Raw genomic sequence first — 15,491 nt, 5'->3', positions numbered from 1 at the left:
TTTAAAACGAGAACCATAAGGAGAAGTACAATGGAAAACATAAGTAAAAATGCAAAGATAATAGGAATAGGTAACGAAGGAATAAGTAACCTAGAATCTATATATAATGTAGTTAAAGAAAATATGGATACTGAAAAAATAAACATCAACCAAGATGTAGACAAAGAATATGTTAGACAATTATTAGATGGAGTAGATATATTATTATTAACTTACTCAACAGAAGATAAGAGAGCGGTAGACATAGTAAAAGCAATATCATTTATGGCAGGAGAAAGAAGAGTATTAAGTATAGGTTTAAACTCTTCAGAAAAAGAACATAAAGAAGAGTTAGGATTAAATCAAGAATTCTTAATAAATGAAGAGAACTGTAATGAAATAATGAATATAATAAATCTTATGATAGAAGCTGTATCTGACTTCTGTATGATAAGTATAGATCTAACTGACTTAAAAGAGCTTTTTGCAAGTGAAGGTGGGATAAAATACTCATTCAATAAATTTGACATAAGTAAAAGTGAGGGAGACATAGCAGAAGAACTTATAAGTAATATAAAAGAAGTAGGAACTGATTTTATAGAAAAGAAAGGAATACTACTTGTAGAAATGGATAACAGTGAAAGTACAATAGTATTCTTAAACAACGTTTTAACAGAAATACAAGAAAAATCTCCTTCTACTTATGAGATAATATTCTCATTATATATGAGAGAAAGCAGTAAAAATGAAGTTAAATTTGGATTAGTATATAACTAAATTTAATTATATAAAATTAATATTAAATATAAAAAAGATATACAGAGACACTCTAGTATATCTTTTTTTATGTTATTATATAGTTAAGTAGTATGAGGTGATATAATGCTTTTAATGGAAATGTTAGAATCAAATGATAAGATTATAACAGTAGTAGGTGCAGGTGGAAAGACAAGTTTTATAAATTATTTTGCTAAGTATTATAGAAATAAGTGTAAGGTGCTTTTAACTACAACTACGAAAATATATTTATTGAATGAAAATACTTATGATAATCTACTTATGACTGAATATGATAAAGAATTACCTACAATTAATTCTTGTGGAGTGACTGTAGCAGGAAAGTATATAAACCATGAAAATAAAATAATTGGATTAGACTTTTATGAAATAAATGAGATAGAAGATAATTTTGAACTTATTCTTATAGAAGGAGATGGTTCAAAGAAAAAAAAGCTAAAAGGATGGAGGGATTATGAACCAGTAGTATACCCTAAAACAAATAAAGTTATAGGTATTGTGGATATAACATCTTATGGAATGGATATTAAGGATGAGAATATACATAACTTAAAGGAATTTTTAAAAATAACTGATATACATGAAGATAAAGTTAACCTTCTTCATTTAAAGAGTATGATATTACATAAAGATGGACTTTTTAAAAATGCTACGAATAATAAAATCCTTTTTATTAATAAAGTAGAAGATGAAAACTATGAAAGTATTGCTAAAGAACTAATTAAACTTATAAAATATGAAAACCCTAATATTAGTATATTTTATGGAAGTATAAAGAAGAATTTTTGTGTAAAATGTTTATAAAGGTAGGATGATATATGGTTAATGCAATAATAATGGCATCGGGTTTATCAAAGAGAATGGGTGAGAATAAATTACTATTAAAATATAAAGAAATACCTGTAGTAGAGCATGTGATAAGAGAAGTAAGTAAATGTAAGTTTAATGAAGTAATACTGGTTAGCCAATATGATGAGGTTCTTAAAATAGGTGAAAAATATGGATTTAAACTAATCAAAAATAATAACGCAGAGATAGGACAAAGTGAATCCATAAAATTAGGATTAAAAAGTAGTACAAAATGTGATGGTTTTATGTTTTTTGTAGGTGACCAACCTAAAGTCAGTAGAAAGTATATAAATAAGCTAATAGATAGATTTGAAAAAAATAAAGATAATATAGTAATACCGAAACACGAAAATAGATGTGGTAATCCAGTGATATTTCCTTATGATAAGAAAAATGATCTATTATTATTAAATGGTGATGAAAAGGGTAAAAAGGTAATAAATAATAGTAATCAAGTTATGTATGTGGATGTAAATGAAGAAATGTTATTTGATATAGATACTAAAGAAGATTATGAAAAGGTAAAAGGAGAGTAAGAGTATGAAACAAATAAAAACAGTAGATGCAGTAGGTCAGGTATTATGCCATGATATTACTCAAATATTGCCAGGTCAATTTAAAGGAAGAAAGTTTAAAAAAGGGCATGTTGTAAAAGAAGAAGATATACCTGTTTTATTATCTTTAGGGAAAGATAATTTATATGTATGGGAAGCTGTAGAAGGTATGATTCATGAAAATGATGGTGCTATATTTTTAAAGGATATAGCAGCAGGAGAAAATTTAGAGTTTAGTGAAATAAAAGAAGGTAAAATAGATTTTATAGCAGGTATAGATGGTTTATTAAAAATAGATGTAGATACTTTATTAAAGTTAAATTCTATAGATGATATAATGATGGCAACTCTTCATAATAACTTTGAAGTTAAAAAAGGAACTAAGGTAGCAGGAACAAGGGTAATACCTTTGTTAATTGGAGAAGAAAAACTAGAAGAAGCTAAAAAAGTAGTTGGAGAAAATAAGATTGTGAGTGTTCTCCCTTTTAAACCCAAGAAAGTAGGCATAGTAACAACAGGTAATGAAATTTATCACAAAAGAATAGTTGATAAATTTGGACCAGTGATAGAAGGTAAAGTAGGGAAATATAATTGTGAAATAATTGGACAAATTATATGTCCAGATGATAAAGAAGTAATAAAAGAAGCAATACAAAAGTTTATTAATAAAGGTGCAGAGCTTATATGTTGTACAGGCGGAATGAGTGTAGACCCAGATGATGTTACACCTACTGCAATAAAGGAATGTGGTGCAGAACTTGTTACTTATGGTTCACCAATACTTCCAGGGGCGATGTTTTTACTTGCTTACTACAATGAAGTACCTATAATGGGAATACCAGGATGTGCAATGTATAACAAGACTACTGTATTTGATGTAATATTACCTAGATTATTAGTAAATGAGAGATTAAATAAAGCTGATATAGCAGCTTATGGTCATGGTGGACTTTGTATGCAATGTGATACTTGTACTTATCCTGCATGTAATTTTGCAAAGATATAACTATAGCAAAAATATAATACTCTAATGAAAATTCTGTATGAATATGTTGATATACATATAAATCATACAGAATTTTTTTATTTTTAATAATTTTTAATAATTTATACATAACTTATTAATTTTTTACTAATATAATTTATTTTATCAACATTGAAATATAACAGGGGGTGTAAAATGAAAAAATTATCAGAGCAAATATTAAAACATAAGTTCATAGTGCTTATAGTTTTTTTCTTACTAACACTATTTAGCATATTTGCAATGCAAATGGTTAAGGTTAATTTTGATATGGTAGAGTATTTACCAGAAGATTCTAAATCTACAATATCACTTAAAATTATGGAGGAGCAATTTGATAAAAGTCCACCAAATTTAAGGATAATGCTAGAAGACGTCAGTGTAGCAAAGGCTTTAGAATATAAAAAGCTTATATCACAAGTAGATGGAGTAGAAGAAGTAACTTGGATGGATGATTATGTTAATGTAGAGCAACCGTTAGACATGATAGATAAAAGCATTTTAGAAACTTCATATAAAGATAGAAATGCATTAATAGAAGTTGTTGTTGAGGATGAGGAAGGGCTAATTGCAACAATTGCTCAGTTAAAGACGCTTGTAGGAGAAGATGGCGTTGTATCTGGAGACGCAGCGACTCTTTCATTTGCTCAATCTTCAACAAATGAAGAAATTTCTAAGATTATGGCATTCTTAATTCCTATAATAATATTTATTCTTATGATAAGTACTAGCTCATGGTTTGAGCCATTTTTATTCTTATTTACAGTTGGAATCTCTATTTTAATAAATAGAGGAACTAATGTATTTTTAGGAGAGGTTTCCTTTATAACAGAAGCAACAGCTTCTATTTTGCAGTTAGCTGTATCTATAGATTATGCTGTATTTTTGCTTCATAGGTTTGCAGATTTTAGAAATGAAGGCATGAATGTAAAAGAAGCTATGTTAAATGCGATGACCAGATCATTTTCATCTATATTGGCAAGTGGAGCAACAACAGTACTTGGTTTCTTAGCACTTACACTAATGAGATTTAAGATAGGTCCAGACCTTGGAATTGTACTTGCAAAAGGTATAGTGTTTAGTCTTTTATCAGTATTGCTACTGTTACCAGTTTTAACAATTTATACTTATAAAATAATTGACAAAACTCAGCATAGATCATTTATGCCTTCTTTTAAAAACTTAGGAAATTTATCTATGAAGATTGGTCCAATAGTAGTGGCTTTAATAATACTTATTGTAGCTCCTTGCTACATAGCTCAAGGTAAAAGTAATTTTACTTATGGAGCATCATCAATGGCAAGTGGAGAAGAAACTGAAATAGGTAGAGATACAATCAAAACTAATAATATATTTGGAAAATCTAATTCACTAGTTTTTTTACTACCAAGAGATAAGACAGCTCTAGAAAAAGAATTTGGTGAGGAAGTTTCTAATATTGATAGTGTATCAAATATAATGTCTTATTCTATGACTGTAGGCAATGAAATACCAAAAGGTTTTGTTCCAGAAGATCAATTATCTGCTTTAGTCAGTGAGGATTATAGTAGAATGATAATAACACTTAATGCAGAAGAAGAAAGTAAAGAGGCATTTAAAGCAGTAGAGGATATAAGAAGTTTAGGTGAAAAATATTTTGGAGAAGACTGCTATTTAGCGGGTGGTAGTGCAAGTGCTTATGATATAAAAGAAACTGTAACCAATGATAATAAGGTAACAACTATAGCTGCAATTATTGCAATAGGTATAGTGATACTTATTACTTATAAATCATTATCGGTACCATTATTACTTTTAATTGCAATTGAATCGGCAATATGGATAAATTTATCAGTTTCATATTTTTCAAATTCAGAGATCGCATATATAGGATATATGGTTATAAGTGCAGTTCAGCTAGGTGCAACAGTTGATTATGCAATATTATTTGCTAATGAGTATTTAAGTAATAGAAAACAATATGATAAGCATATTTCAATAAAAAATACTATAAGTCATGCGACAGGAAGTATATTAACATCAGCAAGTATTCTTTCAATATCAGGTTTTGCTTTAGGTAATATATCAACTAATACAGTTATTGTTCAACTTGGAACATTACTTGGTAGAGGAACTGTAATTTCAGCAATTTCAGTATTATTCTTTTTACCAACAATATTAATTATGTTTGATAAAGTGATTGAAAAGACTACATATAAATCAGAATTTTATAAGGGGGAAGTTCACTATGAATTCGCACATGAAAAATAGTAACTATAATAATACAAAGAAGGCGACAGCATTTGTCATTACAGCAACAGTTTTAATGAGTAATATTTTACCAGTATTTGCAGATGGAAATACTCCTAAAGAAGAAGTTGTATATGCCAAATTAAATGAAGATGGTAAGATTAACAATATTTATGTAGTTAATGGATTTGATTCAAATAAAGACATAGTAGACTATGGAAACTACTCGAATGTATTAAATCTTTCAACTGATGATAAATTAAACTATATAAGTGGAGTATTGAATGCTAAAGCTCCAAATATAGATGGAAAGTTTTATTATCAAGGGGAACTAGAATCTGATGAGCTACCTTGGAATATAAGTTTAAAGTATTATCTTGATGGGAAACTAATAACTTCAGAGGAATTAGCTGGTAAAAGTGGTAAATTAGAAATAAAATTAGATATAACACAAAATAAAAATATTAACGCTGTGTTTTATGATAACTATGCTTTACAAATAGCTTTAACTTTAAATGGAGATAGTTGCAAAAATGTAGTGTCAGAAGATGCTACTATAGCAAATGTCGGATCTACAAAATCTATAAATTATATAAAACTACCAGGTACTGATGCAAATTATACATTAACGGCAGATGTTACAGACTTTGAAATGGATGCAATATCTATAAATGGTATGAATATGGCAATTAGTGTAGATGTAGATGCATCAGAAATGACTGGAGATTTAAATACATTAGTTGAAGCTATAGAATCTGTAAATGATGGTACTGGAACTTTAAAAGATGGATTAGATAAATATACTATTGGGGTAAATTCACTTCATAATGGGACTTCAGAATTAAAAAATGGAGTAAGCCAATATAAAACAGGAGTAACTTCATTAGATAGTGGTATAGAAAGTTTATCATCAGGCATAGGTGAATACAAAACTGGAGTAAAAGCTATTTATAAGAATAGTAATGACTTACTTTTAGGGCTAGAAGAGGTTAATAGCGGTATGAAGTCTTTTGAAGGTGGATTATCACAAGTTAAAGAAGGTTCAAATGCATTTAACCAAGGTTTATCAGAATTATCTAAAGGGTCTATAGGATATAAGCAAGCCTTAGAATCAAATATAAATTCAGTTAAGAGCTCTATTGATAAAATTAAGTCAAATTTAACAGGAGAACAGTTAGAAGCATTACAAATAGAATTAGTCAAACTAGAAAAAGGAGCTGAAGGGATACTAGATGGATATAATCTTATAGATTCTGGAATAAAAAGTACAACATCAAGATATGATGAATTAAATAGCGGAATAAACAATTTGTATACTAATATATCTCCTTTAAAAAGTGGAATTAATGGAATATATAATGGTATGGGTAAATTTAATACAGGTGTAGGGCAACTTGTTCAAGGTATAGATGGTATTGACTCAGGTGCAAAAGAATTAAAAGGTGGAAGTAGCCAACTAGTGACTGGAATAAAATCAATAGATACGGGTGTTACAGGTCTAAATGATGGAAGTATTCAACTTGTAAGTGGTATTAGTGAAATCAATAAAGGTGCTTCAAAATTAAGTTCAGGAACAAATGAGCTTAATTCACAAACTAACTCTATGCCAGAAGAGATAGACAAACAAATTAATGAAATAATGGAAAAATACTCAGGAAAAGATTTTAAGCCAGCTTCATTTGTAAGTGAAGAAAACACGAATATTGAATCTGTACAATTTGCTATGAGAACAGATGGAGTATATAAATTAGAAGATGAAGTTAAAGAAGTAGAAGATGTAAAAGAAGAAAAACCAAGTATATGGGAGTTATTCTTAGCTCTTTTTAATAAATAAAATATATATGGAAATATGTAACAATAAATAATATAATGATTAGGTAAAAGGGCATGATGTAGAGCTTATAGCTTTATAACACGCCCTTATTTTAAATAAAGGAGAATTAAGATGTCAAAAATTTTAGTAGTAGATGATGATAAAGAGATTGCATCACTTATAGGGGATTCTCTTTGTGATGAAGGTTTTGATGTATTGTTAGCCTACGATGGAGAAAGGGCTATAAAATTAGTAGATAATAAAGAAGAATTATCGATGATTATACTAGATATAATGATGCCAAAAGTAGATGGATTAGCGGTTTGTAAGACCATAAGAGAAAAAATAAATTGTCCTATATTATTTGTAACAGCTAAAAGTAGAACATTAGATACACTTTTAGGGTTAGAAATGGGAGCCGATGATTATATAACTAAGCCATTTGTAGTAGAAGAATTAGTAGCTAGAGTAAAAGCTCACTTAAGAAGAGAAAAAAGAAAACAGATAGCACCAATTAACATAATTAGTATTGGCGAAATTGAAGTGCATAAAGATAGTTATGAAGTATATATAAACAAAAATTTAGTAGAATTCTCAACTAGAGAATTTCAACTGCTTCTATATTTATGTGAAAATGCAGGCAAAGTACTATCTCGTGAACAAATATTTGATTCTGTGTGGGGTAGCGAATTTGGAGATATTGGAACAGTGGCAGTTCATATAAAAAGTTTACGAAATAAGATTGATAAAGAAAATAAGTATATAAAAACTGTATGGGGAGTGGGTTATAAATTAGTTAGACCTACAAGTGGATAATATGAAGATTAAAAATAAATTAGCATTAGCTATTATAAGTGCATTTATACTAAATAATATTTTACTTTTAGGATACTATGAGTTGTTTTTATCCAAAAAGTTATCTAATGAACTCGATAATAGACAAAATAACTTAGATAATATAGTAGAATATATAGATATAAAGTCTGAGGATAAATCAAGTATAAATGAAATAAAGGAAATTATATATAATATTGATGAAATAAAAGACGAAGGACAGTATTTTCTTGAAATAAAGGATTCAAAAGGGCATGTACTATTAGAAAAGGGACAAAAAAATAAGGGTAGTTTAAATATGACATCATCAGAGATAATTAGCATTAATGGTGAGAATTATTTGCTTAGAGTTATTCAAGTAATCCCAATAAATGATGTAGAAATAGTACCTATATATATATCAATTGTAAAGGCTGAAATAGTAATACTAGGAGGTATTTTAATTGCTTTAATGACAATTATTTATATAAAATTAGTAAATCCAATATTAAATCTTATAAAAGATATTGAAAATTATAAATATGGTATAAAGCCTGTAAAGTGTCATAGGTGCGATGAAATTGGATGGTTGAAAAATAACTTTGTAGAACTTACAGAGCAATTAGATGAAGAAAAAGAAAATCAAAATAGAATAATAGCCTCAATATCACATGATATAAAAACTCCGCTTACTTCAATAATGGGATATGCTGAAAGAATGAAAAATAAATCATTACCTGAAGAAAGACAAAAGAAATATATTGATATAATGTATTCAAAATCACAAGATATTAAGGGATTAATTGATGAATTTGATGATTATTTAAGTTATAACTTAGAAAGTAGTAGCAAAAAAGAAAAAATAAGAATTAAAAAACTAGTCAATTTAATTAATGAAGAATATGAAGATGAATTAAATCAATTAAATATAGATTTTTATATAGAATCTGATTGTGATGAAGATTTTATTGACATAGACTTATCAAAGATTAGAAGAGTATTTGGTAATATAATAGGTAATAGTATAAAAAATATGAATTCGGTTAAAAAAGAAATTATAGTTACTTTTGAAGACTTTGATGAAAATATTGTAGTTTCTATAAGTGATAGTGGAAAAGGGGTTAATAAAGAAGAACTAGATAAAATTTTTGAAGCTCTTTATACATCAGATAAAAGTAGAAAAGTTGCTGGACTTGGCTTATCAATATGTAAAAGTGCTATTGAAGGGCATGGTGGTAAGATTTGGGCTGAAAATAATAATATTGGAGGCCTTACAATAAAGTTCACATTAATGAAGATATAATATGCAAATATAAATTTATTATTTTATAAAATCATTTATATAATATGGAGATAAAAATATAAAATAATGTTAAAACATAGGTTCGATTTAGTTGACTAAAACTAATATTTATTATATTATAAATAATGTTGTGTATTATAAAGAAAATATAGACAAGAAAGGAATTAAGCGAATGTTACAAGTTACTAATGTAGGACTTAGATTTGGTGATAAAGAGTTATTCAAAGATGTTAACTTAAAGTTCACTAAAGGAAACTGCTACGGGATAATAGGTGCTAATGGTGCAGGAAAATCAACTTTCCTTAAAATATTAGCTGGAGATATAGAGCCAAACACAGGAAGTGTTTCAATAACTGAAAAGGAAAGAATGTCAGTTCTTAGACAGGACCACTTCAAATATGAAGAAGATACAGTTTTAAATGTTGTTATAATGGGACATGAAAGACTGTACTCTATAATGCAAGAAAAAGATGCATTATATATGAAAGAAGACTTCTCTGAAGAAGATGGTATAAAAGCTGCAGAACTTGAAGGAGAATTTGCAGAACTTGACGGATGGGATGCAGAAACAAATGCAGAAAGACTATTAATGGGTCTAGGAATAGACAAGAGCTTACACTATAAGCAAATGAAGGAATTAACTGGTGGAGAAAAGGTTAAAGTATTACTTGCACAAGCATTATTTGGTAAACCTGAAATACTAGTAATGGATGAACCTACTAACCACTTAGACTTCCAATCAATAAACTGGTTAAACAACTTCATAATGGATTTAGAAGATTCTATAGTTATAGTTGTATCACATGATAGACACTTCCTTAACCAAATATGTACAAATATAGTTGACGTTGACTTTGGTAAGATACAAATGTACGTGGGTAACTATGACTTCTGGTATGAGTCAAGCCAATTAGCATTACAACTTGCTAAAGACCAAAATAAAAAAGCTGAAGAAAAAATAGCTCAATTAAAAGAGTTCATTGCTAGATTTAGCTCAAATGCTTCTAAAGCAAAACAAGCAACAGCTAGAAAGAAACAATTAGATAAAATAGAAATAGAAGAGATACAACCATCAAGAAGAAGATATCCATACGTTGGATTCACTCCTGAAAGAGAAATAGGAAATGAAGTATTAGAAGTTGAAGGATTAACTAAAACTATAGATGGTGTTAAAGTTTTAGATAACGTATCATTCAGATTAGATAGAGATGATAAAGTAGCCTTCATGGGTGACGAAATAGCTGTAACTACATTATTTAATATAATAATGGGAGAAGATACTGCCGATAGTGGTACTTTTAAATGGGGAGTAACTACATCACAAGCATATCTTCCTAAAAATCATAATCAATACTTCGATGGAGTAAGCTACTCTTTAGTTGATTGGTTAAGACAATACTCTGAAGAAAAGAGTGAAAGTTTCATAAGAGGATTCTTAGGTAGAATGTTATTCTCTGGAGAAGAAGCTTTAAAAGAAGCTCAAGTTTTATCTGGAGGAGAAAAAGTTAGATGTATGTTATCTAAGTTAATGTTATCTAACTCTAACGTTTTAGTATTAGATGACCCAACTAACCACTTAGACTTAGAAAGTATAACTTCTGTAAACAAAGGGCTTGAAAAGTTCCCTGGAGTTTTAATATTCAACTCTCATGACCACGAGATGATACAAACTCTTGCTAACAGAATAATAGAGATAACTCCTGGTGGAATAATGGATAGAAAGACTACTCTTGATGAATATCTTGAAAATAAAGACATCCAGAATAAATTAAAAGAAATGTATGCTGTTAATGCATAATTGATAAATTAAAGCTTAATAAGAAAAGTTTTGAAATACCTTTTATATTCGATAAGATGAAGAACATCTATGTTCTATTTTTTTCAAATATAGAAGGTATTTTTTCATTATTATATAAATCTTAAACCATTTATAAATATAATTCGTTAGACTTTCTAGCAAATTTTAAATGCGATAATAAGGAGTTGAAAGTCACATTCTATAAATACATCAATAATTAGCAAGAATAAATAAAGAGACGTTATCTCAAGTAGTACATAGATATATTACTTAAGATAACATCTTTTGGATTTAATCTAAAATGCGCATTCTATGAGATTTATATTTCTATATTCTACAGCCATTGGTATGAATCTAATTCTACCAGATTCGCAAGCTATTCTAAATCCTTGAATACTCCTTCTATCAGCTCTATCTACTATCATAAAGAAGTTAGAAGGGTTAAAACCTCTCCTCATTTCTATTCTAACTATAGCCATCCTTCTACAATTATTTATAGTAAATTGCCCACCACCAGGTGATATAAAAGGAGCAGGAGATTGCCAGCCACCAGGTGATATAAAAGGAGCAGGAGATTGCCCGCCACCAGGTGATGTAAAAGGAGCAGGAGATTGCCCACCACCAGGTGATGTAAAAGGAGCAGGAGATTGCCCGCCACCAGGTGATGTAAAAGGATTAGAAGACTGTCCACCATCAGGTGATGTAGAAGTAGGGTTATTATCTAATTCTGGATTGTTATAACCACTACTGTCATTAGATTCATTAGAATTTTCGGAATTCTCTAAAGGCATAGAAGGTGCAAATAAGTTAGCAACCTCTACGTATTCATTTGTAATATCCTTATTAGGATAAGCATTTTGTAATTCTCTTAGATATACAGCCATAAACTTATAATAATTGTCCCAATATTCTTGCCAATAATTTCTTTCCATTGCTGATTCCCCTTTTTATGATATAAATGTTGTTCTTTATATCATATGTGGAAATTAAGGAATAGTTCTTATTTTTTTATTAATTTAGTTATTAATTTTCATATCTATTGGGTATATTTTGAAGTAAAATAGGAATTAAGTTCCAAGGAAGGCTAGGATTACTACTTTGGCTCAAACATTCAACCCTTAATATCATACGAGCATCTAAAATAAAGAACTCAGGATTTTGATTACCTCTTATTCTAAAACTCTAATAGCATTATTTCTCTCATCTATACTAGTAACTAAGAAAGGATAACTCCTACGTTGCGTGCATTGTCCTCCTTGCAATTGTGTACATTCTGTTACCATAATAAATCCTCTACAACCTTCTATAATATCAAATATTGGAAGCACTGATGACGGTGTATTATCACCTACATACTCAATTCTAAGTATTTTACTATATCTTAAAATTATATTCTCAAATGGTTGATTATTCCTAAGAATTTGTCCTTCTATAATACCGCAAGATCTATTAACCCTACCTCAGTTCTAGAGTTTATACATTCGTTATTTAAAGTAAGAGAGCAAAATGTTATTCTAAGTCTTCTGATATTATATTTATCTATGGCATCATAAACATCTCTAGTATCTGTTGTTTTAAGTGTCTGCCTATTAGTTTTATAATACATAAAAAATCATCCTGTTAATTATAAAAAATGTCTTTGTATTTAGTCTATGGGTAAATGGAGGTAATGTGATAGTAAACTGAATTTGAAGGTTACGTATTAGTTATATTAATAAATAACGCCTTACCTATTAAGCTATCATAATCACATTAATTAAAATAGATATTGGATCGAAGTGCTCTAGTATCTCTTTTATTTATTTTATTAAAAATTAGTAATTAAAGTAATAAGGATTAAAGTATTAATAATTACAAAACTATATGATATAATATGAAATATTATGTCGAAATAATACTAATAAAATAATTATAATAATATTATTATGATTATTTTTAAATAGCATAAATAGATAAAGGAGGAATAATGGATAATCAGAAAAAGAATAAATTGAAAAAGGAGCTGCTAATATTGGCAACAGTTCTATCATCAATAATATATCTAACGTGGAGAATATTTTTTACTATTCCATTTGAGTATGGAATCTTATCAACAATATTAGGAGTATTATTGCTAATTGTTGAAGTTATAGGTATGTTTGAAGCAATAGTTCATTATCAACAGATGTCTAATATAGTCTACCCTGAAAAGCCTATTGTTGAAGATGAAAAATTTCCTCATGTAGATGTATTTATAGCAACATACAATGAACCAGTTGATTTAATATATAAAACTATAAATGGTTGTATAAATATGGATTACCCAGAGAAGTCTAAGGTTCATGTGTATTTATGCGATGATTTAAATAGATCAGAAATGAAATCTTTAGCGGACTCAATGGGAATTAATTATGTAACAAGAGAAGAAAATACTTATGCAAAAGCAGGAAACTTAAATAATGCTATGAAATATTCTTCATCTCCAATTATATTAACATTGGATGCAGATATGATTCCTAAACATGATTTTTTAATTTCATGTGTACCTTATTTTATGGGAGAAGAAAAAATAGGTTTTATACAAACACCTCAAAGTTTCTACAACCCAGATTTATTTCAATACAATTTATTTTCAGAGAATAGAATACCTAACGAACAGGACTATTTTTATAGAGATGTTCAAGTTAGTAAGAATAAAACTAATTCAGTTATTTATGGTGGTACTAATACTTTAATTTCCAGAGAAGCATTAGAAGAAATTGGCGGATTTTTTACAGGAGTTATAACTGAAGATTTTGCAACTGGGATACAGATACAAAGCAAAGGTTATAAATGCTATGCATTAGACGAAATTTATGCATCTGGCTTATCTCCATCTGATTTAAAAAGTTTAATTAAACAACGTAAAAGATGGGCCAGAGGGTGTATTCAAACTGGTAGAAAAGTAAATATATTGTTTAAAAAAGGTTTGAATCTAAAACAAAAAATTAGTTATATATCTTCGATATCATATTGGTACTCAGGTCTAAAAAGATTTATGTATATTATATCTCCAATAATGTTCTCTACATTTGGAATCATGGTTGTTAAATGTAGCTTTATTGAAGTTCTTATATTTTGGTTACCAATGTATTTATTTAGTGACTTATCTTTAAAATATTTATCCAATAATATAAGAAGTACAAAGTGGACAAATATATATGAAACAATATTATTTATGGCATTAATTCCAAGTGTAGTATTAGAAACATTTGGTTTATCTGAAAAGAAATTCGAAGTAACTAAAAAAAATAAAGATAAGGACAATGATAAGTTATATAACTTTATTCAAGCTATACCGCATATGATTTTATCTATCTTAACTACAATTGGAATCGGAAATTGTGTAATGGCGACATTTGAACAAAATACGGTTACTTATGTTGTAATTTTATTCTGGTTATGCACTAATTTATATAACTTACTTATGTCGATATTCTTTATGTTAGGTAGAAAGGCATATAGAAATTATGAAAGAATACATGTAGAAACAAGCTGTACAATTTCCTATGATAATAAAACAATAAATTGTGTAACTAACGATATATCAGAAGGAGGAATGGCTACTATATTAGATTTACCTGTATACATTCCACAAGATAAATTAGTTACTATCAATATATATACCGATGTATATAGGACTGAATTCAAAGCTAAAGTTGTTCATGTTGATAATATAAAAGATAAATGGAAATATGCATTTACATTAAAAGAAATAAAAGAAAATGATAAAAGAAACTTATATCATATTTTATATGATAGAGAGCCAATTATGCCTAAAAACTTAGATGATAATTTAAGTAGCTTTGATGACATTAGAATAAATTTATTAAAAAGATATAAAAAAGGAACATCATTCAATAGAAGATTAGCTCGTATAGATGTTGATAAGAAACTAAAATCACTAGAACAAGGTCATATAAAATTATTAAATTATAACTATGAGTATGCAGCTATACAAGCATTACATTCAATTTCTTTACCAGAAAATATAACAGTACAAGTAAATGATGACATCTATTTAAAATGTGTAGAAGGTAAAGAAATTGATTATGGAAAGACAAATAAAAAAAATGATACAAATCGCAATTGTATAAAGCTTTACAGAGTTGAAAACTATAACCAATTAGTAAAGAATGAAGAGTTCATTTCAATTGTATACTCATGGAATAATTACTTTAATACTGATAGGGCAAAGCAGCTCATTAATATTGATATGCAAACTAATAGTGTAAAGCACAGTCTTGAGTTTGATGAAATGAACTATATATAGATTTTTATAAAAATGGTGCAAATAGAAAGGAAATATTAAA

12 protein-coding genes are annotated in these 15,491 nt (G+C 28.2%); 10 read left to right on the top strand and 2 right to left on the bottom strand.

The window, feature by feature from the left end; genetic code table 11:
* The first annotated feature begins 30 nt into the window (after positions 1–30).
* The 9 genes from H8923_RS08765 to H8923_RS08725 all read left to right on the top strand — a co-directional run bounded on the left by H8923_RS08765 (position 31) and on the right by H8923_RS08725 (position 11,160).
* On the top strand, positions 31–756 hold the full coding sequence (locus H8923_RS08765) for a cell division protein (protein ID WP_153971682.1): 726 nt from the start codon (positions 31–33) through the stop codon (positions 754–756).
* 105 nt (positions 757–861) lie between these two features.
* Complete coding sequence (yqeC, locus tag H8923_RS08760) at positions 862–1,581, top strand: selenium cofactor biosynthesis protein YqeC (RefSeq protein WP_153971683.1); 720 nt, start codon at positions 862–864, stop codon at positions 1,579–1,581.
* Between the two features lie 14 nt (positions 1,582–1,595).
* Positions 1,596–2,162: a molybdenum cofactor cytidylyltransferase gene (mocA, locus tag H8923_RS08755; protein ID WP_153971684.1), complete on the top strand. Its 567-nt coding sequence runs from the start codon at positions 1,596–1,598 to the stop codon at positions 2,160–2,162.
* A 4-nt stretch (positions 2,163–2,166) separates the two neighbouring features.
* Positions 2,167–3,186, top strand: coding sequence for a molybdopterin-binding protein (locus H8923_RS08750; protein ID WP_153971685.1), 1,020 nt, complete (start codon positions 2,167–2,169; stop codon positions 3,184–3,186).
* 174 nt (positions 3,187–3,360) lie between these two features.
* Positions 3,361–5,454: an efflux RND transporter permease subunit gene (locus H8923_RS08745; protein ID WP_153971686.1), complete on the top strand. Its 2,094-nt coding sequence runs from the start codon at positions 3,361–3,363 to the stop codon at positions 5,452–5,454.
* Positions 5,432–7,267: a hypothetical protein gene (locus H8923_RS08740; RefSeq protein WP_153971687.1), complete on the top strand. Its 1,836-nt coding sequence runs from the start codon at positions 5,432–5,434 to the stop codon at positions 7,265–7,267. The genes H8923_RS08745 and H8923_RS08740 overlap by 23 nt, the downstream gene beginning before the upstream one ends.
* A 111-nt stretch (positions 7,268–7,378) precedes the next feature.
* A complete protein-coding gene (locus H8923_RS08735; protein WP_153971688.1) occupies positions 7,379–8,062 on the top strand; it encodes a response regulator transcription factor in 684 nt (227 codons plus the stop codon).
* 1 nt (position 8,063) lies between these two features.
* Positions 8,064–9,362 carry a sensor histidine kinase gene (locus tag H8923_RS08730; protein ID WP_153971689.1) on the top strand — a complete coding sequence of 433 codons (1,299 nt, stop codon included), beginning with the start codon at positions 8,064–8,066 and terminating at the stop codon, positions 9,360–9,362.
* Positions 9,363–9,534: 172 nt separating this feature from the next.
* Positions 9,535–11,160: an ABC-F family ATP-binding cassette domain-containing protein gene (locus H8923_RS08725; RefSeq protein ID WP_153971690.1), complete on the top strand. Its 1,626-nt coding sequence runs from the start codon at positions 9,535–9,537 to the stop codon at positions 11,158–11,160.
* Between the two features lie 296 nt (positions 11,161–11,456).
* On the opposite strand, the gene H8923_RS08720 is transcribed toward H8923_RS08725, so the two are convergent.
* Complete coding sequence (locus H8923_RS08720; protein WP_153971691.1) at positions 11,457–12,092, bottom strand: hypothetical protein; 636 nt, start codon at positions 12,090–12,092, stop codon at positions 11,457–11,459.
* A 497-nt stretch (positions 12,093–12,589) separates the two neighbouring features.
* Complete coding sequence (locus H8923_RS08715; RefSeq protein ID WP_153971692.1) at positions 12,590–12,766, bottom strand: hypothetical protein; 177 nt, start codon at positions 12,764–12,766, stop codon at positions 12,590–12,592.
* 360 nt (positions 12,767–13,126) lie between these two features.
* Between H8923_RS08715 and H8923_RS08710 the strand changes: the two genes are divergently transcribed.
* Entirely contained in the window at positions 13,127–15,451 is a 2,325-nt protein-coding gene (locus H8923_RS08710) for a glycosyltransferase family 2 protein (protein ID WP_153971693.1), read from the top strand.
* Positions 15,452–15,491 lie beyond the last annotated feature (40 nt).

The organism is Romboutsia faecis (genome assembly GCF_014323405.1).
Classification (GTDB): Bacteria; Bacillota; Clostridia; order Peptostreptococcales; family Peptostreptococcaceae; genus Romboutsia_E; species Romboutsia_E faecis.
Note: the sequence above shows the minus strand (reverse complement) of the source record. Positions and strands in the feature narration are given on the sequence as shown.